Here is a 25,663-nt window from a genome sequence, read left to right as displayed (position 1 = left end):
TTTTGAAAAGAGGATTTTGACAATGGCGACTGCCGAAAAGGTGCCGATGCTGGCCGAGGGCCATCGCAAGCTGAACGATGAGCTCAAGCGTTTGCGCAGCGAGCGACCGGCGATCGTCGAGGCGATCGAGGAAGCCCGCGCGCACGGCGATCTTAGCGAAAATGCGGAGTATCACGCCGCCAAGGAGCGCCAGGGCCAGATCGAGGCCACGATCGCCGATCTCGAAGACCGGCTGAGCAGGGCCATGGTCATCGATCCGACCACGCTGTCGGGCGACAAGGTCGTGTTCGGCGCGACGGTTACGCTGACCGATGAAGACAATAAGAAGGTGAAGTACCAGCTGGTCGGCCAGACCGAAGCAGACGCCAGGGTTGGGCGCATCAGCTACAATTCGCCCCTCGGCCGTGCTCTCATCGGGCGCCAGAAGGGCGAGGAGGTCGAGGTCTCGACGCCTTCGGGCGACCGCTATTACGAGATCAACAAAATCGAGTTCATCTGATCGTGCAGCGCTTTCCGCGCACGGCGACCAACATCATCACCGCGATCACGGGCGCTGCCTGGGTGATCGCGGTGCTTTTTGGCCAGTCTGATCAGGCTGCCTATGCGCTGGGCTTCATCCCGCTTCGGGTGACTGCTCCTGCAGCACTCTTTCCTTCAGTCCCCGTCTACCTCACGCCGCTGACTGCAACGCTCGTTCATTCGAACCTCGTCCATCTTGGTTTCAACCTGCTGATCCTGGTCTGGTGCGGAACACAGGTGGAGCGGATCATCGGAGCGGGCGGGCTCGTCGTCCTGTATGTCATCGGAGCCTTCGCGGCTGCCGCTGCCCAGTGGGGCATCAACCCGCATGGAACGGTGCCGATGATCGGAGCGAGCGGAGCGATCAGCGCCGTCATGGGCGCATTTGCGCTGAGCTACGGACGGGCTCGGCCGTTCACGAACAATCTCGCCGTCAACCGCTGGATCAACGTCGTCTGGTTGATGGGCGCCTGGATCGTGCTGCAGGTGATGATGGGCTGGCTCGGCAACCAGCAGGGCTATCTTCTCGCGACCCCCGCCCATGTCGGCGGCTTTGCAGCAGGCCTGCTGCTGCAGCGTCCGCTGTTGCTCTGGCGCTATCGCAACGCCTGAGGGGCAGTCGCCGGCCTCGCCCCTTTGCTCTCGGCGATGAAGCGGTGAACCTCGTCCTCGAGGATCGGCAGCGGCACCGAGCCCAGGCCTAGAAGCATCGAGTGGAATTTCTTGATGTCGAAGCCGGTGCCGAGCTGCTGTTCAGCCTCTGACCGCAACCGCCGGATCTCGAGCTCGCCGAGCTTGTAGGATAGGGCTTGGCCGGGCCAGCTGATGTAGCGGTCGACCTCAGTCTCGACCTCGTGGTTTGAAAGGGCCGTATGCCCGGCAAGATAGTCGATCGCCTTCTGGCGGGACCAGCCGTAGTGGTGCATGCCGGTGTCGATCACGAGACGGACCGCGCGCCACATCGCGTAGCTCTGCTGGCCGAACCGCTCATAGGGCGTCCTGTAGATGCCCATCTCGTTGCCGAGCCATTCGCAATAGAGGCCCCAGCCTTCGCCATAGCCTGAAAAGTAGATGTTGCGCCGGAAGCGCGGGAGCGCCGGTCCTTCCTTGGCGAGCGCCGCCTGGAAGCTGTGGCCCGGTGTGCACTCGTGGAGAGTGAGCACGGGAATGTTGTAAAGGGGCCTACTGGGAAGGTCGTAGGTGTTCATCTGGCAGCTTTCGAGGCCGCCCCGTCCGGATGTGTAGAAGGGAGCAAGCGCCTCGGGCACCGGGATGATCGTGAACCGGCGGCGGGGGAGGACTTCAAAATAGTCCTTGAGCTTCCCGTCGACGCGCTTCGCTGCGTAGGAGGAGACGCCCAGCAGGTCGTCCGGGTTCCTGGCGATGAATTGCGGGTCGGTCTTCAGAAAGTGCAGAAACTCGGGGAAAGTCCCCTTGAAACCACTGTCCTTCATGGTCTGAAGCATCTGGGCCTGAAGGCGGTCGACCTCCTTCAGACCGATCTCGTGGATTTGCTCGGGAGTAAGGTCGAGTGTCGTGAACTTGCGGATCTGCGCCTGGTAGTAAGCATCGCCGTCCGGCAGGTCATGCGCCGCGGTCGTCCTGCGTGCACCTGGAACGTAGGTGTCGCGATAGAAGCTCAGGAGGCGCCCATAGGCGGGCACCACCGCCTCATCGATTGCTGCCTTGCCTTCCTCGCGCAGCCTCGACTGGTCGGCTGCACTGATCGTCGAGGGCATCGTCCTGAATGCATCGAAAAAAGCGTTCTGCTCGGCAGGCTTGATGAAGGAGGCAATCGAACCATCGCGCCCGGCAAGAGTGGCCTGGGGCGGCGTGAAGCCACGCTTCAAGCCCGCCCGCATGTTTGCGATCTGCTCCGCGAAATAGCGCGGAACGTCGCGCATCCGGGCAACATAGCGCTGATAGGCGGCGGCATCGTCCAGCGGATCGCGCTGGTTCAGATAGGTCCAGAAATTGCTATCGCTATTGGCCGGCATCTCCCAGTCGCGGAACTTTGCGTCGGCAATTGCCGCTTCGAGGATCGCCCTCAGAACCCCCGCGTTGATCCGCTCACCAGGCGAGAGGCTCCCCGCAGGAACGGCATTGAGCTGCTCGAGGAGGCTTTGCTGGAACCGGGCGCGGGCGAGCTGTGCCGCCGGATCGACCTTCGGAAGGTACGCCGCATCCTGATTCTCCCCCTTGGAATCGATGAAGAAACCCGATTCCTTCTGGTCCCAGTCCGCGTAGGCTTCATAAAGAGCCCTGAGCCTCGCATCCGCCGATGTTGGCGAAGGCGCTGCGACGGCCTGTGCTACCGCGATCGACGAGGGTGCAGTGCCAAGGGCGGCTAACAGAAAGAGCGAATGGATCCTGCGCATGCCCCTACGGTGACGCTTATTCCGCCGCCGTGCAATGTGGCAGCCGGGAAGAAGGCTTCACGCAGCGGGAAGCCGGGGGCGCGAAATGCCGTCCATGTCGGGCTCGAGAAGGCGATGGAGGTGAACCACCACATATTTCATCTCGGCATCATCGACGCTGCCCTGCGCCTTGCCGCGCCAGGCTTCTTCGGCGGCCGCGTAGCTGTCGTAGACGCCGACGAGGTCGATCGTATTCATATCGAAATCGAGGCCGCGCGGATCCTTGACCCGGCCGCCGAACACCAGATGAAGCTTGCTCATGGCACTTCGCGGTACCGCATCGGGAGGGCTTAGTCAGCCCTTGTTGCGGACGGCTTCGACCGCCGCGCCCGCGGACGCGCGCGCGGCATCGGTCAGGTCGTCGAGGAGCTTCTTGATGGTTTCCTCTCCCTTGTCGCGATTGAGCCCCATGGCGTTCAGCCGTTCGGTTCCCGTGCCGCGCGCAGCGTCGAACGCAGAGCGGGCGCTGTCCTTGACGCGGCGTGCCGTGGGACGGACGAGGCGCGTCTCGGCTTGGGTGCGCGGAAGCAGGGCCGCGATAAGTGCGCCTGCAGCAAGGCCGCCCGCGAGCGCCAGGAGTGGGGCCTCGCCAAGCGTGTCGACAGCGCGTTCACGGGCGTCCGAATAGGCTTCGATCGCTCGCTGCCGGGCCGAGACTCCGGCCTCGTCCTCGCCGGCTTCAGTACGGGCACTATTCTCATTGATCATTGGTTACTCTCCACTGGGTTCCTGGGCGGCCTTCGTCCTGCGGGCCTTGCGTGATTTTCGTTTCGCGCCGACGCGGCCCACCGCCTTGCTTGCAAGATCCATCAGCGGCTCGCGGGCGAGGAACATCGTGAGCGCTGCCACGATACCGGTCGCGGCCAAGGGCCGGGCGCGGACCGCATCGACCGTGTTCTCGGCAAGGTCTGCCCCTTTTTCCTTGGCTCCTTGCCAGGTGTTGCGGGCAAGCGTCTTCGGGCTGACCCGATCCTGAAGCTCATGCGCCGTCGACATGAGCCGGCCGCGGCGTTGCTCGACCTCGATCCGGGCAGCTGCAATTTCAGGCGTGTCGCCCATCAGAGATCCTGTTTCAGGCGGCTGTATCCGTACCAGCCAAGCAAGCCGGCGATGGCCGCGAATATCAGCATTCCGACGAACCCGGCCGCAAGCGGTCCGATCAATGTCGCGAGCGCAACAACCACGCCTACCGCAAGCGCGGTCAGCGCAGTCATCCCGATGAGCAAGGCTGCGACGAACAGTCCGACGGGAAGGGCAAGCGCCTTGCCCTTGGCAGCGGCGATCGCCTTGTAGAGGCCGATCTCGGCACGTGCGTAAGCCTTGCCCTCCTCGATTAGCTCGTGGACGAGCTCGCCGACTGGGCGTTCGGCCGGTGGCGGTCCTGGGTCGGCAGGCTTCAGCATCAGTCCTCGTCGTCCTCGCGGCTGTCCGGGGCAAGCCCGGTTTTCAATAGCCGCGCGACGACGAACCCGACGACGGCGGCGCCGGCAAGGGCAACGCCAGGACTGTTGCGAACGAAGTTTCGCGTGTCGTCGATCAGCTCGTCAGGATCCTTGGAGGCAATCGTGTTGGCGACATTCTCGATGGAGCCTGCCGCGCGCCGCGCATAGTCGCCATATTCCGCGCCAAGGCGCTCCTCGATCCCGGGGGCAGTGTCCCCGACCATCCGGGCCACGTTGGCAAGGGCTTCGGACGTGCGTTCAAGACCCTGGGTCACGAGGCCGCGCGCCTTTTCGCCGGCCTGGCTCGAGAGCTGCTCACGGCCGCTTCGGAAACGCTCGGCGAGGCCGCGGTCGGGGCTGGCGCTGCCGCTCACGTCCCGCTCTGCATCTCCGCTGGGCGCCGGTATCTTCTTTTCTGTCACCAATGAGGTGTCCTCCACTTTTCCGGTGCCGCCATCGTCGGCGCGCGCGGCGCCTTCAATCACGGCGTCCGTTCCGTCAGGCAGTGCAGCGGTGCGATCATCACCAGCCATTTGTTCAGTCATCGGGGCCAGTCCTCCTCTGCCGCTTGAACCCGAAGGGCGATGCCTTCGTTCCGACGACGGCAGCGAAAGTTGCACAGGCAATCGCGCCGCTTATAGGCGCTTTGCATCCGCCAATATTGTTACGCCCACGCAAGAAGGAAAGCCATGACCGCGATTGTCGACGTCCATGCCCGCCAGATCCTCGACAGCCGCGGCAATCCCACGGTCGAGGTGGACGTTACGCTCGAAGACGGGAGCATGGGCCGCGCCGCCGTTCCCTCGGGAGCCTCGACCGGGGCTCATGAGGCGGTCGAGCTGAGGGATGGCGACAAGAGCCGCTGGGGCGGGAAGGGCGTGACCAAGGCGGTCCAGGGCGTAAATGGCGAGATCGCAGAGGCCGTGGTGGGTCTCGAGGCGGAGGACCAGGCCGGCCTCGACCGCGAACTCATCCAGCTTGATGGAACCGAGAACAAGGAGCGTCTCGGGGCCAATGCGATACTGGGTGTCAGCCTTGCGACCGCAAAGGCAGCTGCCGACGCCGTCGGCCTGCCACTCTACCGCTACGTCGGCGGGGTCGATGCCAACCTCCTTCCGGTTCCGATGATGAATATCCTCAACGGCGGCGTCCATGCCGACAACGGCATCGACTTTCAGGAATTCATGGTCATGCCGGTCGGGGCTCCCGACTTTGCGGAAGCCCTCCGCTGCGGGACGGAAATCTTTCATTCTCTCAAGAGCGGTCTCCATGCCGGCGGATTGTCGACGGCCGTTGGTGACGAAGGCGGCTTCGCGCCCGCCATCGGCAGTGCCCGCGAAGCGCTCGATTTCATCGACAAGGCGGTAAGTGCGGCGGGATACAGCTTGGGTAGCGATGTCCTTCTCGGGCTCGACTGCGCATCGAGCGAGTTCTTCAAAGATGGCCGGTACGAGATGAAGGGGGAGGGCAGGACGCTCTCGCCTGCCGAGATGGCAGACTATCTCGCCGACCTTGCGTCAAACTACCCGATCGCCTCGATCGAGGACGGCATGGCCGAGGACGACGCGGACGGCTGGAAAGTCCTCACCGACAAACTCGGCGCCCGTGTGCAGCTGGTCGGTGACGATGCCTTCGTGACGAACGTCAAGCGGCTGCAATGGGGCATCGATCACGGGATCGCCAATTCGATCCTCATCAAGGTGAACCAGATCGGCTCGCTCACCGAGACGATCGATGCAGTACGGCTCGCGCAGACGAGCGCCTATACTGCAGTTATGTCACACCGGTCGGGCGAGACCGAGGATTCGACCATTGCCGACCTCGCCGTTGCGCTCACCTGCGGCCAGATCAAGACCGGGAGCCTGGCGCGTTCGGACCGAACCGCCAAATACAACCAGTTGCTGAGGATTGAGGAGGAGCTCGGAGATACGGCCCGCTATGCGGGAGCAGCAGCAATCAAGGCCTACCGGGCGCAATGACGTCATCCTCGCATCGGCGGGACGTTGCGAAGAAGTATTCGGGGTAAGCTTTCGTTAGACTTGCGGCGGTTCATCCACAGTTTCATCCCTCAACAATCCCCCAAACCATTCTTTTCACTTGCGTTCGTGACTCACTCGTGATTCTTTTGACTTCATGATGTCGGGACCCGACCGAATTTTTGCGCTGATCCGGCGGGTCGCAATGCCGGCCCTCGCGGTGATCGTCGTTGGAACGTTTGCAGGCCATGCGGTCGCGGGCCCCAACGGAATTCTTGCCTGGGGCAGCTATCACCGCGCGCTTCAGCAGCGCCAGGCGGAACTGGTTCAGATCGAACAGCAGCGTGCCCAGCTCAAGCACCGCTCGGACCTGCTTGATCCCCGCAAGGCCGATCCCGACATGGCTGATGAGCTGGTGCGCAAGGACCTCGGACTGGTGCGTCCCGACGAGGTGATCATTCCCCTCGATTGAGCGAATTGGGCGGCCAGTTGCCGCCTGCCCAACCGCCTCCTATAGGCTGGCCCGCTTCTGACATTGAGAGAGTTTGCCGTGGCGAAAAGCGCCAAGAAAGCCGCCGCTCCCGCGGAGCAGATGGAACAGTTCGAACGCCCCCGTCAGCCGGAGCGATTCAGGGCCGACAAGGACCAGCTCCTTCAATTTTACCGAGAAATGCTGCTCATTCGTCGCTTCGAGGAGCGTGCAGGTCAGCTTTACGGTCTCGGGCTGATCGGCGGCTTCTGCCACCTCTATATCGGGCAGGAGGCGGTCGCCGTAGGGCTTCAGTCCGCGATGACGGTCGGCAAGGACAGCGTCATTACCGGATATCGCGATCACGGGCACATGCTCGCCTACGGCATCGATCCCAAGGTCATCATGGCCGAACTCACCGGCCGCGCAGCGGGCATTTCCAAGGGCAAGGGCGGGTCGATGCACATGTTCAGCGTCGACCATGGCTTTTACGGCGGTCACGGCATCGTCGGCGCTCAGGTCCCGCTCGGCACGGGGCTCGCGTTCAAGCACAAATATAGCGAGGATGGCGGGGTCTGCCTGACGTACCTCGGCGATGGCGCGGTCAATCAGGGGCAGGTCTATGAGGCCTTCAACATGGCCAAGCTCTGGGACCTCCCGGTCATTTACGCGATCGAGAACAATCAATATGCGATGGGCACGTCGCTCAAGCGCTCCTCCGCGGAGCCGCTGCTCTATCGCCGCGGCGAGGCACATCGCATTCCCGGGTTGCAGGTCGACGGCATGGACGTACTAGCGGTTCGCGGGGCGGCCGAAGTGGCTCTCGAATGGACAAGGAGCGGCAAGGGACCGATCATCATCGAGTTCCTGACCTATCGCTATCGGGGACATTCGATGTCGGATCCTGCGCGCTATCGAACGCGCGAGGAAGTGCAGGACGTGCGGGAGAACCGCGATCCCATCACCCACGCTGAACGCGAGCTCGAGACGATGGGAGTCAAGGAAGAGGATCTCAAGGCGATCGACAAGCAGATCAAGGACATCGTCGTCGGTGCTGCGAAGTTTGCTGAAGAAGCGCCGGAGCCGGATCCATCCGAGCTCTACACCGACGTCCTGGTGGGGAGCTACTGATGCCGGTCGAGCTGAAGATGCCTGCCTTGTCCCCGACCATGGAGGAGGGGACCCTTGCCAAGTGGCTCGTGAAAGAGGGCGACGAGGTCAAGTCGGGCGACATCCTCGCCGAGATCGAGACCGACAAGGCGACGATGGAGTTCGAGGCGGTCGACGAAGGCAAGATCACGAAGATCCTCGTCCCCGAGGGCACCGACGGTGTGAAAGTCGGGCAACCGATAGCCTTGCTCACTGGCGATGGTGAGCAGGCCACCGAGAGCACGGAGCAGCCGGCGGCCGAAACCAGGGAGCAGCCGGCGCCCGCGATGGAGGCGGAGCCCGCGGTCCCCGTGCCCGCATCACAGCAGGACGAAGCGACGCCGACACCCCACGTGTTTGAAACGGCAGCCCGCGACCTCGTTGCCGACGTCGCGAAAACGCACGATGATCCCGAAGTGCCCGAGGGCACGCCGCTCGTGACACTGACCGTGCGTGAAGCGCTTCGTGACGCCATGGCCGAAGAGATGCGCAAGGATGAGCGTGTCTTCGTCATGGGCGAGGAAGTCGCCGAATATCAGGGCGCATATAAGGTTACCCAGAACCTGCTTCAGGAATTCGGGGCCAAGCGCGTCGTCGATACGCCGATCACCGAATATGGCTTTGCGGGGCTGGGCACCGGTGCTGCGATGGGCGGCTTGAGGCCGATCGTCGAGTTCATGACCTTCAACTTCGCGATGCAGGCAATCGACCACATCATCAATTCGGCTGCCAAGACCAACTATATGTCGGGCGGCCAGATGCGCTGCCCGGTCGTGTTCCGCGGCCCCAACGGCGCGGCGGCCCGGGTGGCCGCCCAGCACAGCCAGAATTACGGCAGCTGGTACGCCCATGTGCCGGGACTGGTCGTCATCGCCCCCTATAGTGCAGCCGATGCAAAGGGCCTTCTCAAGGCCGCTATCCGCACCGACGACCCGGTCGTCTTTCTCGAGAACGAGTTGCTCTACGGGCAGCATTTCGACGTCCCGCAACTCGACGACTATGTCCTCCCGATCGGCAAGGCCCGGATCGTTCGGCCTGGCAAGGATGTGACCATCGTCAGCTATTCGATCGGCGTCGGCGTGGCCCTCGAAGCGGCGCAGGAGCTGATGGGGCTAGGGATCAACGCCGAAGTCATCGACCTTCGAACGCTTCGGCCGCTCGACAAGGCGACCGTTCTGGAGAGCCTGAAGCGCACGAACCGCATGGTCGTGGTCGAGGAAGGCTGGCCGGTGTGCTCGATCGCCTCGGAAATCATTTCGATCGCGATGACGGAAGGCTTTGACGACCTTGATGCGCCGGTCCTGCGGGTTACCGACGCCGATGTGCCGCTGCCTTATGCCGCCAATCTTGAAAAGCTCGCGCTGATCAAGGCGTCTCAAGTGGTCGAGGCAGTGAAAGCCGTCACCTATCGCTGAGCGGAGGCTCGATCTCGACCGCAGCGTCGCGCTGGAGCAGCTGCCCCGCGAGCTGAGGCCGGCATTTTCCGCACTCTGGAACCTTGACCTCGCGTTCGCCGACATCGTTTCGACGAGCAGCGATCGACATCTCGGCGCGATTCGCCTCGCCTGGTGGCGCGAGCGGCTCGAAGATCTCGACCAGGGCCACGCCCTACCCGCTGAGCCTCGCTTGCAGGCGCTCTCGGCCCAACTGCTCGACCGCGGTATCAGCGGCGCGCAATTGTCGCAGCTGGAAGACGGCTGGCTTCCGTTGCTGGAGCCGTTTCCTTGGGGACGTGGTCAAGCCGAAGCACTGAGCCTCAGGGGCAGCATGCTCTTTCGCATCGGTGCGAGGCTCCTTCGAAGTGATGAAAGCGCAGCAGCAGCGGCCGGAGCCGTGTGGTCACTCGTGGACGGAGCCCGCCATTGCAGCGATCGCGCCTCGCGTGCACTGCTGATGGAAGAGGCCCGGTCGGCATTGGCGGCTGTGCCCGCGAGAATGGCGCGGCGGCTTCGAGGTCTGACGGTCGTGGGAGCGATCGCTGCGACCGAGCTCTTCGGTGACGGCGATGGAGCGAGGCGGCTGAAGGCCGCTATCGCCCACCGGCTCCTTGGGACGTTCCCCCGGAATTGAGGCGCAGGCCTCTAGACGGGTTCGCCGACCTTCGACAGATCGAGCCAGGAAGCAAGTTGGGCACGCGCGCGATCAGTGTAAGCCTTCTTGCGGTCCGCGCGCTTGGAGCGGCCCCCGATGGGCGGCATCAGGCCGAAATTCACGTTCATCGGCTGGAAGGTCTCGGAGTTTGCTCCGCCCGTAATGTGGGCGAGGAGCGCACCGATGGCAGTCTCGGGCGGAGGCGGCGCGAGCTCTTCACCCCGAATTTCGGCAATTGCAAATCGCGCGGCGAGAATGCCAGTGGCAGCACTTTCGACGTAGCCTTCACAACCCGTAATCTGGCCAGCAAAGCGCACGTTTGGCTTTGATTTCAAGCGAAGTTCACTGTCCAACAGCTTGGGAGAGTTGATGAAACTGTTCCGGTGAATTCCGCCGAGGCGCGCGAATTCAGCATTCTCGAGACCGGGAATTGTCCGGAAAATGCGCACCTGCTCGCCATGCTTGAGCTTGGTCTGGAAGCCGACCATGTTCCACAGTGTCCCAAGCCTGTTGTCCTGGCGAAGCTGGACGACGGCATAGGGCCAACGCCCGGTACGGGGATTGTCGAGACCCATCGGTTTCATTGGCCCGTGGCGCAGGGTCTCGGGCCCGCGCTCGGCCATTACCTCGATCGGCATGCAGCCTTCGAAATACGGCGTTTCCTTTTCCCAGTCGTGAAAGGGCATCTTTTCGCCGTCGACGAGCGCTTGGACGAACGTCTGGTACTGCTCCCTGTCGAGCGGGCAATTGATGTAATCCTTCCCGCCCTTGTCCCACCGCGCCGCCATCCAGGCGATGTCCATGTCGACACTGTCGCGATGCACGATGGGGGCGATCGCGTCGAAGAATGCGAGAGCGCCCTCGCCGGTTTCTGCAGCAATCGCTTCGGCGAGGCGCGAGCCGGTCAGAGGACCCGTGGCAATGATCGCCGGGTGGCGCGGGAGCTCGTCGACCCGCTCGCGGACGATCTCGATGTTGGGATGTCCCTCGATCGCGCGCGTGACCCTTCCGGCGAAGCCTTCGCGGTCTACTGCCAGGGCGGAGCCGGCGGGGACACGGCACTCCTCGGCTGCCGCCATGATGAGGGACGAGAGCGACCGCATCTCCTGGTGCAGCAGGCCAACCGCGTTGTGCTCGGGATCATCCGACCGGAAACTGTTGGAGCATACCATTTCCGCCAGCTGATCGGTCTCATGGGCAGGGGTATTATCTCCGCCGCCCCTCATTTCACTCAGACGGACGCGAATACCTGCCTCGGCGAGCTGCCATGCGGCCTCCGAGCCCGCAAGGCCGCCGCCGACGATCTGGAGGTCAAAGGACATAGCGCGCTGTTAGTCGCGGGAGAGCGCGCTATCCAGCATTAGCTGGCGACTGCCAGGCGGTGCGGCTCTCCCTCGTGGCCCTCAACTCCGGTATGGGCTGCGCTCTTTGCAAGGACAGACGAGGCATTAGCCGTGCGCATATTCACCATCGGCTATGAGGGTACGACGGTCGGCGAGTTCATCGAGGCTCTCACCAGGGCCGGCGTCAAGCGCGTCATTGACGTTCGCGCACTGCCACTGTCGCGGCGCCCGGGATTCTCGAAATCACCGCTCCGTGCCGCGCTCGAAGAAGCGAATATCGAGTATGTTCACCTGAAGGCTCTCGGCACGCCGCCCGAAGGCCGAGCTGCCGCAAGAGCTGGCCGACACGCAGAACTCGAACGCATCTATTCCGGCCAGCTGGAATTGCCCGAGGCTATTGGCCAATCGGCACAGATGCTCGAACTTGCCCGCGAGAAGCCGTCGGCTTTGCTATGCATGGAGCGTGACCCCGCACACTGTCACCGTAGCTTGCTAATCGAGGCGGTGGCCGCCGACGCGGACGTCGTTCACCTTTACGCCTGACTGGCGAAAGATCAGACCGCGGGAAGTTCCACGGGCGCCGTGTGGCCGTTGAGAAGAGCCTCGATATCGGGGATCGGACGGCCCGTCATTTCCTTGTCGACGGTGCAGATAATTCGCTTCTGGACTTCCTTGTGAAGGCTCTTCTTGAGAACACCGAGAGCCTTTGGCGGGGCTACGATCGCCAGCGCATCGAAATCCTGGCGAAGCACGCGCTTCTTCAGCTCCTCCGCCGCTTCCTTTACCCAGCGGTCCTCTTCCTGCTGATGGAAATCCGTTTCTTCCATTGCAGCGCGGCCCAGGTGAGCGCCGGCCTGATTGCCGACGCCGGTTCCTGCCGCGCCTGCGGAGCGAGCCGCGGACCCGGCAGCATCCGTCCGATAATCGCGATCCTTCCTGTCCTCGCGCTCATCGTGCGACTCGGTACGCAGATCGATCTGGTTCTCGTCGCCGTGATTGCGAAGGAACAGGATCTTTCGGCCGTCGGCGACCAGGACCAGCGCGTTATGGGGAAGGGGCATGAGCGATTTCCTCCTGAACAATACTGCCTAGGAGAACGCGAACCTGCCTGAGGCGGTTGCGGCGGCTCGTCGCAAGCCGAACCGCCTCCGACGCTCCTAATCCTGCTCCGGATCGGCGGGCTTCTCAAGCTCGCTTTCGCCGATGACCGCATCAGGAACGGGTGCGATCTCATCGCCGCCTTCGAGCTCGATCTCTTCCTCCTCGGTTTCCTCGATCTTTGCGACGCTCACCACATGTTCGTTTTCGGCGACACGGAAGATCGTGACGCCCATCGTGTTGCGCCCGGCAATTCGAATGTCGCCGACTGTTGTCCGGATCATCTTGCCCTGATCGGTGACCAGCATCAGCTGTTCGCCGGGTAGGGCCGGGAAGCTTGCGACGACCCGGCCATTGCGTTCCGAGGTGTCGATGTTGGTGATGCCCTGGCCGCCGCGGTTGGTGCGGCGATATTCGTAGGCCGAGGATCGCTTCCCATAGCCGTTCTCGGTGACGGTGAGGATGAACTGCTCATTGTCCTGCAACTCGGTATAGCGGTCGGGAGCAAGCATGCATTCAACGTCCTCGCGGTCCCGCCACGGCGGGCACTTGAGATAGGCCTCGCGCTCCTCCTGCGTGGTTCCGACACGGTGGAGGATCGACATCGAGATGACTTCGTCACCCGGCTGCAGGCGGACTCCCCGGACACCGGTCGAAGTGCGGGACTGGAACTCGCGAACGTCGGTTGCCTTGAACCGGATTGCCTTGCCGTTTCGGGTCGCAAGAAGGACGTCGTCCCCCTCGGTAAGGAGTTCGACCCCGATCAGCCGGTCGGTCGGATCCGCTTGCTCGTCGCTGTCGTCATTCGTCTCGACGTCCTCTGCAGGGCCGGTGCCGAACCGCATCGCGATCTTGCCGGCGGTCGGGATGTTGGTGAAGGCGGCCATGCTGTTGCGGCGCACCGTGCCATGAGCAGTCGCGAACATGATGTGCAGGCCGCCCCATTCCGTTTCGTCCTCGGGGAGCGCAAGCACGGTCGAGATGCTCTCACCTTCCGCCAGGGGAAGGAGATTGACCATTGGCCTGCCCTTCGTGTTCGGACCACCCTCGGGCAGTCTCCAGACCTTCATCCGGTAGACCCGTCCGAAGTTGGAGAAGAACAGGACGGGATTGTGGGTCGAGGTCACGAAGAGGGTGGTGACGGCATCCTCGTCCTTGGTGGCCATCCCGGCGCGACCCTTGCCGCCCCGCTTCTGCTCGCGGAATACCGCGAGCGGCGTACGCTTGATGTAGCCCTCCATGGTCACGCTTACGACCATGTCCTCGCGTTCGATAAGGTCTTCGTCCTCGATGCCGTCGGCAGCAGGCGCGAGCTCGGTGACGCGCGGCGTCGCGAACTCTGCTTCGACCTCGTCGAACTCTTCGCGCATCAGTCCGTAGAGCCGTGAGCGGTTCGCGAGGATTTCCAGCAGTTCGCCGATGTTCGTCGCAAGTCCCTCTAGCTCCCCCGCGATCTCGTCGCGGCCAAGAGCGGTCAGGCGGTGCAGGCGCAGTTCCAGAATGGCTCGGACCTGCGCTTCGGAAAGCCGGTAGGTTTTTTCCGCCTTCTGCGGTTCGACCGCTTCGACGAGCGCGATGTACGGACGGATCTCGTCCATCGGCCAATCTCGCTCGAGCAGCCGCTCACGGGCGGCGGCCGGAGACGCCGAGCCGCGGATCAGTTTCACGACTTCGTCGAGGTTGGTGACGGCGACGACGAGACCGAGGAGGAGGTGGGCGCGCTCCCGGGCCTTGAACAGCTCGAACTTCGAGCGCCTCGTGATCACTTCCTCGCGGAAGCGGACGAAGCTCTCGATGATGTCCCTCAAAGTCAGCGTTTCAGGACGGCCGCCGCGAATGGCCAGCATGTTGGCGGGAAAGCTCGATTGCGCCGGGGTGTGCCGCCACAGCTGATTGAGAACTACTTCGGGCGTCGCGTCGCGCTTGAGATCGATCACGATGCGAACACCAAGGCGGTTCGACTCGTCGCGGATGTCGGAGACGCCCTCGATGCGCTTGTCCTTCGCGGCTTCCGCGATCTTTTCGACAAGGCCGGACTTGCCGACCTGGTAGGGAATTTCCGTAAGGACGATCGACCGGCGCTCACCCCGGCCTTCCTCGACATGGTGGCGCGATCGAAGCATTATCGAACCACGGCCGCTCGTGTAGGCACTGCGGATTCCCGACTGGCCAAGGATGAAACCCCCCGTCGGGAAATCCGGGCCCTTGACGTGCTCCATCAGGTCTTCGGAGCTGATAGCCGGATCGTCGATATAGGCGCGGCAGGCGGCGAGCACCTCACCCAGATTGTGCGGCGGGATGTTGGTCGCCATTCCGACCGCGATTCCACCTGCACCGTTGACCAGAAGATTGGGAAAGCGGGCAGGGAGGACCTGCGGCTCCCGCTCGGAGGCGTCATAGTTTGGCTGGAAGTCGACCGTGTCCCGGTCGATGTCGCCCAGGAGGAAGTTGGCGACCTTCGCCAGGCGCGCTTCGGTGTAACGCATCGCCGCCGGCGGATCGGGGTCCATCGAACCGAAATTGCCCTGGCCGTCGATCAGCGGCACGCGCATCGACCAGTTCTGGGTCATTCGCGCAAGTGCATCGTAGATCGCGGAGTCGCCGTGCGGGTGATACTTACCCATGACGTCACCGACGATGCGGCTCGACTTGCGATAAGGCCGCCCTGCGACATAGCCGGCCTCCTGGCAGGCAAAGAGGATTCGCCGATGAACCGGCTTGAGGCCGTCGCGCACGTCGGGAAGCGCGCGGCTCACGATCACGCTCATCGCGTAATCGAGATAGGAGGTCTTCATCTCCTCGACGATGGAGATGGGGGCGATATCGCTCTCGCCGCCGGGGGGCGGATTGCTGTTATCGTTGCGGTCGTCGACCGGCGGTTCGGTAGCCAAGTAAAATCCTGTCGCTTAAAGGGCACGCGGGGGCTGTGGGCTGATGACGCCACCCCCTTCTTCCTACCTAGTGTATTTGGCGGGGATTGCCACCCCGCGCACGCGCGCGCGCGTGGAGGAAATTGGCAGCTGGAGCTTTTTTCCCGCTAAATCAAGTGGTTCAAATCATATTCAGGGCGGACGGACCAAGGAACTTGGCCTCGCAACATTCCGGGTCTAAGGCGCCGCCGTCATTGGCGGACGGCGCGCTCGGCCGCAAGGAGAGAGGGTAATCCCATGAAGCTCATCACAACTCCGGCGATTGCGCTCGTCGCCGGCATCATCGCTGTACCTGCCGCTGCACAATATGGCGCTGCTGCCCAGCCCCAAAGTGGTGCAAATGCTCAGCAGCAACAGGCGCCTGCGCAGACTGCTCAGCCGCAGATCAAGCCGTCCGGCAAGGCGCTGAAGGCGCTCGTCGACCTTCAGACTGCCGTCAACAACAAGGACTATGCCAACGTTCCTGCAAAGGTCGCAGCGGCTCAGGCGGTCGCCAGCACTAAGGAAGACCGGTATCTGATCGGGCAGATGCAGCTCAAAGCGGCTGTCGGCGCGAACGACATGGCGGCGATGGGCACTGCGATCGATGCCATCGCGAACTCAGGCTATGGCGATGCGGCGACGAACGCCAAGCTCTACACCAGCCTCGGCTCCGAGCTCTACAACGCCAAGCAGTACCCGCAGGCCGCGACCGCATTCCAGAAGGCCGTGGCGCTCAATCCGAACGACCCGCAGGCCGGCACTCTTCTGGGTGAAGCCTATTTCGCGGAAGGCCAGAAGGCCCAGGCCGCCGCGCAGTTCCAGAAGGCGATCCAGTCGCGCGTGGCAGCGGGCCAGAAGCCGGACGAACCGCTCATCAAGCGCGCGGTCGCGGTTGCTTACGAAAGCCAGTCGCCGTCGGCGGTCGACCTTGCGCGGCAGTGGGTGACCGCTTATCCGAACGCCAACAGCTGGCATGACGCGATCGCCATCTATCGCAATCTCAATCACCCCGACGCTGCTACCGAGTTCGACCTCTTGCGGCTCGCGCGGGTGACTGATGCGCTTCAGGGAACCGCTGACTATCACGCTTACGCCTACCAGGCCGCAGACCAGGCAAACTATGGCGAGGCGAAGTCGCTGATCGCGGAGGGAATTGCGTCTGGAAAGATCAAGGCCAGCGATCCCATCGTGCAGGAAATCCAGGGAGCACTGAAAGCGAAGCCGACGCCGACGGCAGCGGACCTCGCGGCCGCGGAAAAGGCCGCCCGCGAGCCCAACGCGTTCCTGCGCGTAGGCGACCGTTATTATGGCGCCGGGAATTATGCGAAGGCAGCCGAGCTTTACCGCGAGGCGGTCCAGCACGGCGCGGACAAGGACGTTGCCAATCTGCGGCTCGGCGAGGCGCTCGCCCGAAGTGGGGACAAGGCCGGCGCGACTGCAGCTCTCAACTTGGTGACGGGATCGCATGCGCAAATCGCCAAATATTGGCTCACCTACGTAAACCAGCGCGCCTAGGGTCTTTGGACTTAGGCAAAATTCTGGGGCGTCGGCTTACCCGGCGCCCCCTTTTTTTGGTCATTCGGACGCTGTCCGGTTACGGGACAGTTAAGCAATAGCTCCTTAGCGCATTGTAAACGCTCGCATAGAGCGACACGAGGGTGCGTTCTAAGGAAAACAGCCAGCAGTGCGCTTCGACGATCGTCTCATGACTGTCCTCAATCAGCCGGCGGAGGATCGTCACGACGCGGCCGTAAGGTGGCGCCAGCTCGTCGACCTCGTTGCGAGGGCCGGAGCAAGCGGAGCAAGTCCCATCGTGGCCGAGGCTCTCGAAGCCATCCGGAGCGAGGGACCAAGAGTCGAAGAACGGCTCCGGGCGGCCGCGGCACGTGCCGTGGCTGCGCTCCCTCTTCCTCTCGGGCTCCTTGAATATTTTGCGTCCGACAACCTTACCGTCTCGGCGCCGGTGCTTGCTGCGGCAACGCTGGATGCCCACCAGTGGCAGGTTCTCAACGAGAGCGCGGACGCGGAAACCCGGCGTTTCATTGCGACACTCCATCCCGAGATCCCCATGGAGCCGGTCGAGGAAGCTACAAAGCCGGTACCTGCGCCGCCCGATGCACATCTGCCCGCACCCGCCCCGGAACCCGTGTCCGACGTCCCGGCTTATGCGCCGCCATCGCTCCACGAAGTTGTCGAGCGGATCGAGCAACGCCGGCGCCTTCGATCGGCTCAGGCTGTTCGATATCCGGCGCAGACGGCAGCCATGCCGGAAGATTCGCCCGCCTTGTTCCGATGGGAATGTGGGCCGGGCGGAGAAATTGCCTGGGTCGAAGGAGCCCCGCGGGGGCCGTTGATCGGCCGCTCGATAGCCAAGGTCGTCGAAGGCGAGGGCGACCGTGTCGATGGGGATGTCGTGCGCGCCTTTGCTCTACGCGCACCCTTTCGCGATGCCTCGCTCACCGTTGCAGGAAGTGGCCCGGTCGCCGGCGAATGGAAGATCAGTGGTGTTCCTGCCTTTGAGTCCGCGGACGGACGCTTTGCAGGTTATCGAGGGGTTGCACTGAGGGAAGAACCCGAAGTCGTGCCGGTCGCCCCGGCACGTGAAAGCATGCCCGATGTTCTCGCCGACCCGGATTCGCTGCGCGAGCTGGTGCACGAAATCAAAACGCCTCTCAACGCTATCATCGGCTTTGCCGAAATCATCGAGGGTCAATATCTGGGCCCTGCCGATCGGGGTTATCGCGACAGGGCTGCCGAAATCGTCCGCCAGGCGCGCATGCTGCTCACTGCAATCGATGACCTTGATTTCGCGGCCAAGGTCCATTCGGCGAGCGGTACTGCTCGCGAGCGGATTGACCTCGCGGGCCTTGTCCAGCGAGAGGCGCGCGAACTGCGCAGCGTTGCCTCGAGACGTGCCATCGAAATCGAGCTCAGCTTGCCGCGAGTGGAAGTCCCAGCGCGCGTTCAGCCAGAACTAGCTGACCGCCTGCTGTTTCGGTTGTTCGGAGCGCTGGTAGAGCGAGCGGAGCCGGGCGAGCGCTTGCCGGTCCTCGTCGAAGGGACTGGAGACAGTGCTCGCATTTCCATCGGGAGGCCGGCCGCAATGCGCGGCCTTTCCGATGCGGACCTGTTCGAGGCGGGCCGGGGAGACTCGATGCAGGCCGAATTTGCGCTCCGTCTCGCGCGCGGTCTCGCGCGCATCGCCGGCGGCGACCTTGTCAGCAGCCGCGACGGCTTTGCGCTGGTGTTTGCGCGAGGCTGAGCTTTGCGCCTTGGCGTTGCGCCAAGGCTTGTCTATCTCGCGGTCCCACCGGTGGGGCCTGTAGCTCAACGGTAGAGCCGGCCGCTCATAACGGCTAGGTTGTAGGTTCGAATCCTGCCGGGCCCACCAGTGTTTCGCGGGATGTCCCCAGCACCCCGCTCACGGCGGTCATACGCTCGCGATCGAGGGGATTGGCGAGAGCGACAATCGGCCCTAACGGCGGATCGTCGGGGAGTGGCGCAGTCTGGTAGCGCATCTGCTTTGGGAGCAGAGGGTCGCAGGTTCGAATCCTGTCTCCCCGACCATCGTTTCAGCGTCGAGCCCGATGCTCGATTGTGCCGTCCCCTCGTAAGGAGGAGACTGCTACTTCGACTTGTTCTCCGATGTCGTGGTCGTCTTGGTCTCGGTGTGCTCTTCCTTGCCAACCTTCACGCTGACATCGGTGTTGCCGACCTTGTTTTCGATCTTGTCGCCCGTTTTCTGGACATCGTTGCCGATGTCTGCCGCGATGTTCTGAGCTGTGTTGCCAAGAGCGGCCGCGGTGTTCTGCGCGGTATTCTGGTCATATTGAACGGTAACGGAATTGCCGTCCTTGCTGACGTTGCACGCGGCGAGCAGCACGAGCGGAATAACAAGTATGAAGCGCATGTCGGTCCTCCCTAGTTTTGCGAGGATCAACGCCGCTTTGGCTGTTTCGGTCCCGATTCAATTCCGCCGGAAAGTATCGCCAGTGCTGCAGTCCAGGCGGCGACGTTCTGGCGAAGCTGTGCGGGATCGATCTTGTCGAGCGTATCGTCGGGCGTGTGATGCCAGTCGAAATAGCGAGCGCCGTCCTGGTTCAGCGAAATCCACGGCGCTCCAGCGGCGATCGTCGGCTCGACGTCGGTTCCGTCGGCATCGCCGCTGTCATTCCTGGTGATACCGAGCGGCGCGAGCGCTGCCGCGAGCTGGGAATAGGCGGCAGGGTCGGTCTTCATCAGCTTCGAGCTGAAACGCCATATCCGATCGGCACCGAAGTCGCTCTCGCCGGCGATGGCATAGCGATCCTGTGCATGTCCCTCTGCAAGCGCCTTCCCGCCAAGGCCGCCCGGCTCCTCGGCGCCAAACCAGACTATCCGAATGGTGCGCAGCGGCCGGCCAGCGTCCATGATGTGCTTTGCTGCTGCAGTGACGATGGCAACGCCTGACGCATCGTCTATTGCCCCGGTGCCGAGATCCCAGCTGTCTAGATGCCCGCCAACCAGGAGGATCGGCGCGTGAGGATCGCGTCCGGGTACTTCGGCGATGACATTCCCCGAACGGCCGTTCTCGCTCCGCTGGCTGACGAGGGTGAGATGCATGGTCACCGGTTGTCCGCGCTTCAAGATCCGGACGAGCTGTTCGGCATCGGGAACCGCAAGCGCGCCAGCAGGGATGGGGGCTGCGCCGTCGGTGAAGTACTGGACGCCGGTATGAGGGTTGCGGTGATGGTCGGTCCCGATGGACCGGATCACGATGGCAAGCGCGCCCTTCCGGGAAGCAATGGTTGGTCCCTGGCGTCGTGGAGCGCCGAACTGCCCATAACCGGACCCGTCTTGCGCCGGCATCATGTGATGGTCGATGAAGACGATCTTGCCTTTGACGGCGCTGTCCGGGGCTGCCCGCAACGCATCGACACTGTCAAAATAGACGACCTCCCCGGTTACGCCGGAAGGACCGGTCGAACCGCTATAGCCCAGCGCAGCGACCGCGAGTTTCTGCGGAAAGGGCGAGACGATCTCGGCGGCCTCGGCGCCGCGGGTCCATATCGGCATCGTGAACGGCTCGACGTGAACATTGGCAAAGCCCATCGCCTTCAGCCTTCTAAGGGCCCAGTCGCGTGCGCGGGTCTCGGCCTCCGTCGCGGCAAGGCGCTGGCCGACTTCCGTGGTCAGTCCTTCCGTGATGTCCCAGGCGTAATGGTCATTGTCGAGGGCATTGTCCCGAAGCGCTGCGATCTTGGGATCAACAAGGACGGGCGGCGGCAGGCTTGTGACCGACTGCTGGGCGAGCGCGGGCGTGGCCGAGGCGAGGAGGAGTAAGGCGAGGATCGTTCTTGTCATGGTTGTTAGGCGTAGCAGCGCCGAGCGCTGAGTCACCGCCTCGCATCGATAAAAATTGAATGTTGGTCGATCAAATCAGGCGCATCTGGTCGCCCTCGGGTGGCCGGAAGAGATCGGTCCGCAGGGGGAACTTGGCCTGGCGTAGGCCATATTTTTTCGACGCGATCTCGAACCTGGTCCGGAGCAGCTCGGCCCACGGTCCCTGTCCGCGCATCCTGCTGAAGAAACCCGGATCGTTGTCGCGGCCTCCACGAAGCGAACGGATGGTCGCCATCACCTTTGCGGCGCGATCGGGATAATGCTCGTCGAGCCACGCGCGAAACAGCGGCGCAACCTCATGCGGAAGTCGTACGGGAAGATAGAAGCCGCCAGGAGCACCGGCTTCGACCGAGGCCTCGACGATATGCTCCAGCTCATGGTCAGTGATCTGCGGAATGACGGGAGCAATCGCGACGTAGCACGGTACTCCGGCCTCGTTCAGGGCCTTGATCGCGGCCATGCGCTTCTTGGGCTGCGGTGCTCTTGGCTCAAGCGTCCGCGCTACCCCTGGATCAAGCGAGGTCACCGACAGCGCGACGGACGCGAGCTTCAGGTCAGCGGCTTCCTTCAGGAGCTCGATGTCGCGAAGTACGCGGTCCGACTTGGTGGTGATGGTGAAGGGATGGCGCGTCTCGACGAGCAATTCGACAAGGGACCGGGTGATCCGCCATCGCTCCTCGATCGGTTGGTAGGGATCGGTGTTGGTGCCCATCGCAATCGGACGGCATTCATAGCCCGGGCGGGACAGCGCGGCGTGAAGCAGCTGGGCGGCATTGGGCTTCACGAACAATCGCGATTCGAAATCCACGCCAGGTGAGAGATCATGATAGGCGTGGGTCGGCCGAGCAAAACAATAGATGCAGCCGTGCTCGCAGCCGCGAAAGGCGTTGACGGAGCGGTCAAAGCCGATGTCCGGTGAGCTGTTCCTCGTCAAAATCGATTTTGGATGCTCGATCGTCACGGTGGTGCGGCGCTTCTGGACTCCGTCGAGCGCTTCGACCTGGTCCAGCCATTCGCCCTCGACCACCCGTTCCTTGAGGTTGAAGCGCGTGGGCGTGGCGTTGCGGGTTGCCCCGCGCCCGTGGTTCGACTCGACCGGCATGAGCGCGATTCTAGGCGCCGAAACGGAACATAACAAGAACGCAGGATGAAAAACGACGAACCGCGCTTGTCCCGGGGACGAACCGAGCGGTGATGCTCATTCGTAATGATCGATTCATCTGGGAGCCAGCTTCGGACGCCCAGTCCCGCGCGCAACAGGGGCTCATTGAAGCCAAAAGGGAAATCGAAAAAATGCGCAAATCTGTATTTCTGGCGGTAGCCGGGACCGTTCTCGCGGCGCCCGCCTGGGCGGCGCCGAGCGGCCCCTACGTCGGGATCGAGGGAGGGGTCACCCTTCCTCAGACCAACAAATATGACGTGACGGTCACGAACGGCACGACGAGCACCACCTACGCGGATGGCTACCGTGTCAAGAACCGGATGGGCTACGATGTCGACCTCATCGCCGGTTACCAGCTCGGCCTGCTGAGGCTCGAGGCGGAAGGCGGCTATCAGAACGCCAAGGTCAAAAGTCTGGGCGTTTCAAGCACGCTACTGACCGACGTCGGCGCCGCGGCCGGAACGACGATCACCGCCGCCAACCTCGGCGTCGGCGGTCACGTTGGAATAACCAAGCTGATGGGCAATGCGCTCGTCGACGGAGACTTCGGGGGAGGCTTCGGCGGCTATATCGGCGCCGGCGCCGGGCGAGCATGGACGCGCTTCTCGGGCGACAAGGACAATGCCTGGGCATACCAGGGCATAGCCGGTCTGCGGATGGCCGTGACGCCGAACCTCGATGCCGGCGTCAAGTATGAGTATTTCCGTACCGGCAAGCTCAACTTCGCCGACGCGTTCACTGTGAACAATACCAACTTCACGACGAACGCTCGTGGCCATCTCACCTCGAACAACGTTCTTGCGAGCTTGGTCTATCACTTCAATTCGCGCGAGGCCGTCGCTCCCATCCCCGCGGCAGCTCCGGCCCCACCGCCGCCGCCGCCGCCGGCGCCTGCGACGCAGACATGTCCGGATGGATCGGTGATCGAAGCAACGGCGACCTGCCCGGCACCGCCTCCGCCTCCCCCGCCGCCACCGCCGGCGCAGCGCGGCGAGCGCGGCTAGGAATTCAACGACCAACAACTCTCACAAGAGAGCAACTGGCCTCCCGGATCCCTCGCCGGGAGGCCTTTTTTTTTAGTGGTTCATCGCCGTCATGCTTGTCGGAAAGCTCGGCCAGCGATGCTGGGCCATGTCGGTCAGCGTTGCAGTCTGCTCGTTGTTGAGGCCCTGGTAGACCCACATGTTCCGAAGCACTGCAGGTACGTAATAGCGTGTTTCCCAATAGGGCAGGGACTCGATCCAGAGCAGTGGATCGCCCCTGTCGTTGATCGCTGCCCAGCGAGCTACTGGCAGCGGGCCTGCATTATAGGAGGCGATGATTCGGGGAAGCTGGCCGCCAGTCGAGGAATCGCCCCGCATGCGTTCGATGAAGCTCTGCCCGAACTCGAGGTTGTACCGCGGATCCGTAAGGCTCGAGCGCGTATAGGCAAGGCCCCGGCTGCTTGCCTCCTGCTGCGCCGTAATGGGCAACACCTGCATCAGTCCAACCGCGCCGGCTGCACTCACTGCCGTGCGGCGAAAAGCGGACTCCTGCACGATGTGGCCAAAAGCCAGTGCAGGATCCACTCGCCAGCCGTTGACGGGCCTCCAGCGAGGATTGGGATAGCGATCCGCCGAATCCGAACGGGCGCCCCACTGACCGTGGTTCGCGAGCCATAGCTGGGCTGCGGGAAGGTCGAGCTGCTTTGCAAGCTGGATCAACGCGTGGTGCTCGGTCGGGAGGCCGATCTTCGCCTGGTGGCGGAGCATCTCCTCGGCAAGCGCGGGTTCGCCGATGCTTGCGAGCTCCTTTGCCCGCTGGACGTTGGGAAGCGCGTCTACCGGCGGGTCGAAGCCGATGAACGGATCTCCGGCAAGCGTGGTCGAGACGCCAAGGGTCTCGCGAGCAAGAAGCCCATAGAAGCTTTCGGTAGATTCGGGCGCCACCACCGCGGCTCTCAGCAGAGGTTCGACGGCTGCCGGGCGTCCGGCAGCCTGTTCGGCGCGCGCAGCCCAATAATAGCCGCCGGCCTTCAGTTCGCGCTGTTGCGCAAGCCGTGCCACGTCCTTGAAGGCTGCCGAAGCCGCATTCCAGTCGGCGAGGCGCCACGAGGCGAGGCCCGAAATCCAGGCCGCCTGGCTCGCCCATTCCCCCGACGCGCCCTGGCGCCAGGTATCGGCTACGCGGCGCGCGTCCATGTCGAGGCCATTGACGTAATAAGCAAAGGCGACGCGCTGGCCCGCTTCGGCCCTTGCCTCCGTCGAGATCTGCGGGGCGTAGGTCAGGAGCTGGGCCTCGGCGCCTGCAGCATCGTTCGTCTTGATGAGCGGGTCGAGGGCGGCTCGGAGCTGGTCGGCATAGGGCTCGCCAGTGACCGGGTGGGCCTTGTAGCGGATCGGCGCCGAACCGATGCCGTAGGTGGCTTTTTCCGGAATGACCGACGGAGCGATGAGCGCCCCACGCTTCACCGCCATCGCGGCGAGCTGCTCGGCCTGCGGGAGTTCGGGTGCCTCGGCGATCAATGCCTGGAGAGAAGCAAGGTCAACCACGGGCGATCCCTTGGCCGTATAAAGCTCGGCCTTGGCGACTGGCGTCAGGATGCTCCTTGGAAGGACGGCGATGCCGGCCTGAGCCGACGCCCACTGGCCCGCATCGATCGCGTCGAACACGCCGCGCCAATCCTTGGGTACGACGACCGTTTTCGCGGGCGCTGCCTGGGTGATGATGATTGGCGGCTCGGACTGGAGCGGTGTCGTCACCTGGTTCTGCCGCCCGGCGGGCGCGGGTGCCTGCTGCGGCCCCGGTGCCGTGGGCAGGGGCGAAAGCGGATCGGGAGCTTGCTGCGCAAACACCGGCGCAGCCCAGATCAGCACCCCAAACGCGAGCAGTCCGGACTTCAAGAATCATCCTCCATCAGCAGCAACAAGTCCTTCCATGCCAACGACTTGTTTGAGGGTTGATTAATCAGGTGACGGGGGTGAAAGGTGGCAATGGTCCGCACGCCTTCGATTCTATGGACGTGGCCACGGGCCTGGGTGAGCGGCTTTCCCAGAAGCGCTTGCGCTGGTCCCTCGCCGAACAGCAGCAGGCGCTGCGGCCGCGCGAGGCGAATGTGTCGCCGGGCGATCTCCGCGCAGGCCGCGCGGTCGGCTGCGGTCATTCTGGCACCCGGCACGTGGAAGCAGGACAGCGACGCGCTGTAGGCCTCTTCGGTCGGGATCTTGATCGCCGCCAGCATTTTCATTGCAAGATCCCAGGATTCGCCACCGATCGGCTGGCCGGCGGCGAAATCCTCGAGCGTCGGCGCCTCGCTCAGCAGCATGACCGCGGCATTCTCGGGCCCATGGGGCATGATCCGGCGCGCGGTTGCCGACGCGAGCGGAAGCTGCGAGCTGCTTGCCAGCCACGCCTGCAGGTCCACGAGAGTGTCGTGTGACGGGGGAGCAATGTTCGGAGCCGGGGCCGGCTCGGTGGGTGCAGCGGGCGCCCGCGCAACCGGCGGCTTCAGCCAGTCTCGCGGATCTTCCTGGATCGCAACGTCGACGCCTGCAGCGAGCCACCAGGCCAATGCGCTTCGTGCCTCGGCGATCCCGATAGATTCTAGTTCCCCGCCCACGGCGCGTACCTCGCGCGCCATTGACGCCATGGTCAAGGAATTGGCAGGGCAGACGAGTCGAAATGTGTGGACAGCGCGACGAGATGCAGATGCCGGGCACCGCGC

25 protein-coding genes, 2 tRNA genes and 1 pseudogene are annotated in these 25,663 nt (G+C 63.5%); 14 read left to right on the top strand and 14 right to left on the bottom strand.

Annotated features, from left to right (window positions below; translation table 11 throughout):
* Positions 1-22 precede the first annotated feature (22 nt).
* Positions 23-499 carry a transcription elongation factor GreA gene (gene greA, locus V8192_RS08200; RefSeq protein WP_341632588.1) on the top strand — a complete coding sequence of 159 codons (477 nt, stop codon included), beginning with the start codon at positions 23-25 and terminating at the stop codon, positions 497-499.
* A gap of 2 nt (positions 500-501) precedes the next feature.
* On the top strand, positions 502-1,131 hold the full coding sequence (locus V8192_RS08195) for a rhomboid family intramembrane serine protease (RefSeq protein WP_341632587.1): 630 nt from the start codon (positions 502-504) through the stop codon (positions 1,129-1,131).
* Here the strand turns inward: V8192_RS08195 and V8192_RS08190 are convergent.
* The 6 genes from V8192_RS08190 to V8192_RS08165 are packed head-to-tail and all read right to left on the bottom strand — an operon-like array spanning position 1,116 to position 4,923.
* A complete protein-coding gene (locus V8192_RS08190; protein ID WP_341632586.1) occupies positions 1,116-2,897 on the bottom strand; it encodes a DUF885 domain-containing protein in 1,782 nt (593 codons plus the stop codon). The genes V8192_RS08195 and V8192_RS08190 overlap by 16 nt on opposite strands.
* A gap of 57 nt (positions 2,898-2,954) precedes the next feature.
* On the bottom strand, positions 2,955-3,197 hold the full coding sequence (locus tag V8192_RS08185) for a DUF4170 domain-containing protein (RefSeq protein ID WP_341632585.1): 243 nt from the start codon (positions 3,195-3,197) through the stop codon (positions 2,955-2,957).
* Positions 3,198-3,230: 33 nt separating this feature from the next.
* Complete coding sequence (locus V8192_RS08180; RefSeq protein ID WP_341632584.1) at positions 3,231-3,644, bottom strand: hypothetical protein; 414 nt, start codon at positions 3,642-3,644, stop codon at positions 3,231-3,233.
* A 3-nt stretch (positions 3,645-3,647) separates the two neighbouring features.
* Complete coding sequence (locus V8192_RS08175; RefSeq protein ID WP_341632583.1) at positions 3,648-3,995, bottom strand: DUF3618 domain-containing protein; 348 nt, start codon at positions 3,993-3,995, stop codon at positions 3,648-3,650.
* A complete protein-coding gene (locus V8192_RS08170; protein ID WP_341632582.1) occupies positions 3,995-4,339 on the bottom strand; it encodes a phage holin family protein in 345 nt (114 codons plus the stop codon). Before V8192_RS08170 ends, V8192_RS08175 begins: the two co-directional genes overlap by 1 nt.
* Positions 4,339-4,923: a hypothetical protein gene (locus tag V8192_RS08165; protein ID WP_341632581.1), complete on the bottom strand. Its 585-nt coding sequence runs from the start codon at positions 4,921-4,923 to the stop codon at positions 4,339-4,341. The genes V8192_RS08170 and V8192_RS08165 overlap by 1 nt, the downstream gene beginning before the upstream one ends.
* A 144-nt stretch (positions 4,924-5,067) precedes the next feature.
* On the opposite strand from V8192_RS08165, the gene eno reads away from it, so the two are divergent.
* The 6 genes and pseudogenes from eno to V8192_RS08135 all read left to right on the top strand — a co-directional run bounded on the left by eno (position 5,068) and on the right by V8192_RS08135 (position 10,042).
* Positions 5,068-6,357: a phosphopyruvate hydratase gene (eno, locus tag V8192_RS08160; protein WP_341632580.1), complete on the top strand. Its 1,290-nt coding sequence runs from the start codon at positions 5,068-5,070 to the stop codon at positions 6,355-6,357.
* Positions 6,358-6,511: 154 nt separating this feature from the next.
* Positions 6,512-6,826, top strand: coding sequence for an FtsB family cell division protein (locus tag V8192_RS08155; protein WP_341632579.1), 315 nt, complete (start codon positions 6,512-6,514; stop codon positions 6,824-6,826).
* Positions 6,827-6,946: 120 nt separating this feature from the next.
* On the top strand, positions 6,947-7,954 hold the full coding sequence (gene pdhA, locus V8192_RS08150; protein WP_341633314.1) for a pyruvate dehydrogenase (acetyl-transferring) E1 component subunit alpha: 1,008 nt from the start codon (positions 6,947-6,949) through the stop codon (positions 7,952-7,954).
* Positions 7,954-9,387, top strand: coding sequence for a pyruvate dehydrogenase complex E1 component subunit beta (locus V8192_RS08145; protein ID WP_341632578.1), 1,434 nt, complete (start codon positions 7,954-7,956; stop codon positions 9,385-9,387). Before pdhA ends, V8192_RS08145 begins: the two co-directional genes overlap by 1 nt.
* Positions 9,380-9,553: pseudogene (locus V8192_RS14655) on the top strand (squalene/phytoene synthase family protein); the annotation flags it as partial. The gene V8192_RS08145 and the pseudogene V8192_RS14655, both read left to right, overlap by 8 nt.
* Positions 9,554-9,598: 45 nt before the next feature.
* A complete protein-coding gene (locus V8192_RS08135) occupies positions 9,599-10,042 on the top strand; it encodes a hypothetical protein (protein ID WP_341632576.1) in 444 nt (147 codons plus the stop codon).
* Between the two features lie 11 nt (positions 10,043-10,053).
* Here the strand turns inward: V8192_RS08135 and trmFO are convergent, their stop codons facing one another.
* A complete protein-coding gene (gene trmFO / locus V8192_RS08130) occupies positions 10,054-11,385 on the bottom strand; it encodes a methylenetetrahydrofolate--tRNA-(uracil(54)-C(5))-methyltransferase (FADH(2)-oxidizing) TrmFO (RefSeq protein WP_341632575.1) in 1,332 nt (443 codons plus the stop codon).
* A gap of 132 nt (positions 11,386-11,517) precedes the next feature.
* Here trmFO and V8192_RS08125 point away from each other — a divergent pair, with 132 nt between their 5' ends.
* Entirely contained in the window at positions 11,518-11,949 is a 432-nt protein-coding gene (locus tag V8192_RS08125; RefSeq protein WP_341632574.1) for a DUF488 domain-containing protein, read from the top strand.
* An 11-nt stretch (positions 11,950-11,960) separates the two neighbouring features.
* Here V8192_RS08125 and V8192_RS08120 read toward each other — a convergent pair whose 3' ends face one another.
* A complete protein-coding gene (locus V8192_RS08120; RefSeq protein WP_341632573.1) occupies positions 11,961-12,467 on the bottom strand; it encodes a host attachment family protein in 507 nt (168 codons plus the stop codon).
* A gap of 96 nt (positions 12,468-12,563) precedes the next feature.
* The gene (gene gyrA / locus V8192_RS08115) at positions 12,564-15,299 is read right to left on the bottom strand and encodes a DNA gyrase subunit A (protein WP_373276349.1); all 2,736 of its coding nucleotides are present in this window, start codon (positions 15,297-15,299) and stop codon (positions 12,564-12,566) included.
* Between the two features lie 372 nt (positions 15,300-15,671).
* On the opposite strand from gyrA, the gene V8192_RS08110 reads away from it, so the two are divergent.
* From V8192_RS08110 to V8192_RS08095, 4 genes are all read left to right on the top strand, one after another.
* Entirely contained in the window at positions 15,672-16,931 is a 1,260-nt protein-coding gene (locus tag V8192_RS08110) for a tetratricopeptide repeat protein (RefSeq protein ID WP_341632572.1), read from the top strand.
* A gap of 169 nt (positions 16,932-17,100) precedes the next feature.
* The gene (locus tag V8192_RS08105) at positions 17,101-18,678 is read left to right on the top strand and encodes a sensor histidine kinase (RefSeq protein ID WP_341632571.1); all 1,578 of its coding nucleotides are present in this window, start codon (positions 17,101-17,103) and stop codon (positions 18,676-18,678) included.
* 54 nt (positions 18,679-18,732) lie between these two features.
* Positions 18,733-18,807, top strand: a tRNA-Ile gene (locus V8192_RS08100).
* Positions 18,808-18,906: 99 nt separating this feature from the next.
* Positions 18,907-18,983 (top strand) — tRNA-Pro (locus V8192_RS08095).
* A 58-nt stretch (positions 18,984-19,041) separates the two neighbouring features.
* Here the strand turns inward: V8192_RS08095 and V8192_RS08090 are convergent.
* The 3 genes from V8192_RS08090 to V8192_RS08080 all read right to left on the bottom strand — a co-directional run bounded on the left by V8192_RS08090 (position 19,042) and on the right by V8192_RS08080 (position 21,900).
* Positions 19,042-19,326 carry a hypothetical protein gene (locus tag V8192_RS08090; protein WP_341632570.1) on the bottom strand — a complete coding sequence of 95 codons (285 nt, stop codon included), beginning with the start codon at positions 19,324-19,326 and terminating at the stop codon, positions 19,042-19,044.
* Positions 19,327-19,352: 26 nt separating this feature from the next.
* Positions 19,353-20,759, bottom strand: a complete 1,407-nt coding sequence (locus V8192_RS08085; protein ID WP_341632569.1) for a M20/M25/M40 family metallo-hydrolase — start codon at positions 20,757-20,759, stop codon at positions 19,353-19,355.
* A 70-nt stretch (positions 20,760-20,829) separates the two neighbouring features.
* Positions 20,830-21,900, bottom strand: coding sequence for a PA0069 family radical SAM protein (locus V8192_RS08080; RefSeq protein ID WP_341632568.1), 1,071 nt, complete (start codon positions 21,898-21,900; stop codon positions 20,830-20,832).
* 191 nt (positions 21,901-22,091) lie between these two features.
* Between V8192_RS08080 and V8192_RS08075 the strand changes: the two genes are divergently transcribed.
* Positions 22,092-22,964: an outer membrane protein gene (locus V8192_RS08075; RefSeq protein ID WP_341632567.1), complete on the top strand. Its 873-nt coding sequence runs from the start codon at positions 22,092-22,094 to the stop codon at positions 22,962-22,964.
* Positions 22,965-23,036: 72 nt separating this feature from the next.
* Here the strand turns inward: V8192_RS08075 and V8192_RS08070 are convergent, their stop codons facing one another.
* Both V8192_RS08070 and V8192_RS08065 read right to left on the bottom strand, forming a co-directional pair.
* Positions 23,037-24,842 (bottom strand): lytic transglycosylase domain-containing protein, encoded by a 1,806-nt coding sequence (locus V8192_RS08070; RefSeq protein ID WP_341632566.1) that lies wholly within the window; start codon positions 24,840-24,842, stop codon positions 23,037-23,039.
* Positions 24,839-25,579, bottom strand: coding sequence for a uracil-DNA glycosylase (locus V8192_RS08065; RefSeq protein WP_341632565.1), 741 nt, complete (start codon positions 25,577-25,579; stop codon positions 24,839-24,841). Before V8192_RS08065 ends, V8192_RS08070 begins: the two co-directional genes overlap by 4 nt.
* Positions 25,580-25,663: the final 84 nt, after the last annotated feature.

The sequence above is a fragment of the Sphingomonas agri genome, from assembly GCF_038148795.1.
Classification (GTDB): Bacteria; Pseudomonadota; Alphaproteobacteria; order Sphingomonadales; family Sphingomonadaceae; genus Sphingomicrobium; species Sphingomicrobium agri.
This window is presented reverse-complemented; position numbering and strand designations above follow the sequence as displayed.

Bases quoted from the DNA above. Each gene is read 5' to 3' on its own strand.
- eno (WP_341632580.1), top strand. From the start codon at position 5,068: ATGACCGCGATTGTCGACGTCCATGCCCGCCAGATCCTCGACAGCCGC.
- V8192_RS08085 (WP_341632569.1), bottom strand. From the start codon at position 20,759: ATGACAAGAACGATCCTCGCCTTACTCCTCCTCGCCTCGGCCACGCCC.
- V8192_RS08155 (WP_341632579.1), top strand. From the start codon at position 6,512: ATGATGTCGGGACCCGACCGAATTTTTGCGCTGATCCGGCGGGTCGCA.
- V8192_RS08075 (WP_341632567.1), top strand. From the start codon at position 22,092: ATGCGCAAATCTGTATTTCTGGCGGTAGCCGGGACCGTTCTCGCGGCG.
- V8192_RS08120 (WP_341632573.1), bottom strand. From the start codon at position 12,467: ATGCCCCTTCCCCATAACGCGCTGGTCCTGGTCGCCGACGGCCGAAAG.
- V8192_RS08185 (WP_341632585.1), bottom strand. From the start codon at position 3,197: ATGAGCAAGCTTCATCTGGTGTTCGGCGGCCGGGTCAAGGATCCGCGC.
- pdhA (WP_341633314.1), top strand. From the start codon at position 6,947: ATGGAACAGTTCGAACGCCCCCGTCAGCCGGAGCGATTCAGGGCCGAC.
- V8192_RS08190 (WP_341632586.1), bottom strand. From the start codon at position 2,897: ATGCGCAGGATCCATTCGCTCTTTCTGTTAGCCGCCCTTGGCACTGCA.
- V8192_RS08065 (WP_341632565.1), bottom strand. From the start codon at position 25,579: ATGGCGCGCGAGGTACGCGCCGTGGGCGGGGAACTAGAATCTATCGGG.
- greA (WP_341632588.1), top strand. From the start codon at position 23: ATGGCGACTGCCGAAAAGGTGCCGATGCTGGCCGAGGGCCATCGCAAG.
- V8192_RS08170 (WP_341632582.1), bottom strand. From the start codon at position 4,339: ATGCTGAAGCCTGCCGACCCAGGACCGCCACCGGCCGAACGCCCAGTC.
- gyrA (WP_373276349.1), bottom strand. From the start codon at position 15,299: ATGAAGACCTCCTATCTCGATTACGCGATGAGCGTGATCGTGAGCCGC.
- trmFO (WP_341632575.1), bottom strand. From the start codon at position 11,385: ATGTCCTTTGACCTCCAGATCGTCGGCGGCGGCCTTGCGGGCTCGGAG.
- V8192_RS08145 (WP_341632578.1), top strand. From the start codon at position 7,954: ATGCCGGTCGAGCTGAAGATGCCTGCCTTGTCCCCGACCATGGAGGAG.
- V8192_RS08090 (WP_341632570.1), bottom strand. From the start codon at position 19,326: ATGCGCTTCATACTTGTTATTCCGCTCGTGCTGCTCGCCGCGTGCAAC.
- V8192_RS08080 (WP_341632568.1), bottom strand. From the start codon at position 21,900: ATGCCGGTCGAGTCGAACCACGGGCGCGGGGCAACCCGCAACGCCACG.
- V8192_RS08165 (WP_341632581.1), bottom strand. From the start codon at position 4,923: ATGACTGAACAAATGGCTGGTGATGATCGCACCGCTGCACTGCCTGAC.
- V8192_RS08180 (WP_341632584.1), bottom strand. From the start codon at position 3,644: ATGATCAATGAGAATAGTGCCCGTACTGAAGCCGGCGAGGACGAGGCC.
- V8192_RS08110 (WP_341632572.1), top strand. From the start codon at position 15,672: ATGAAGCTCATCACAACTCCGGCGATTGCGCTCGTCGCCGGCATCATC.
- V8192_RS08175 (WP_341632583.1), bottom strand. From the start codon at position 3,995: ATGGGCGACACGCCTGAAATTGCAGCTGCCCGGATCGAGGTCGAGCAA.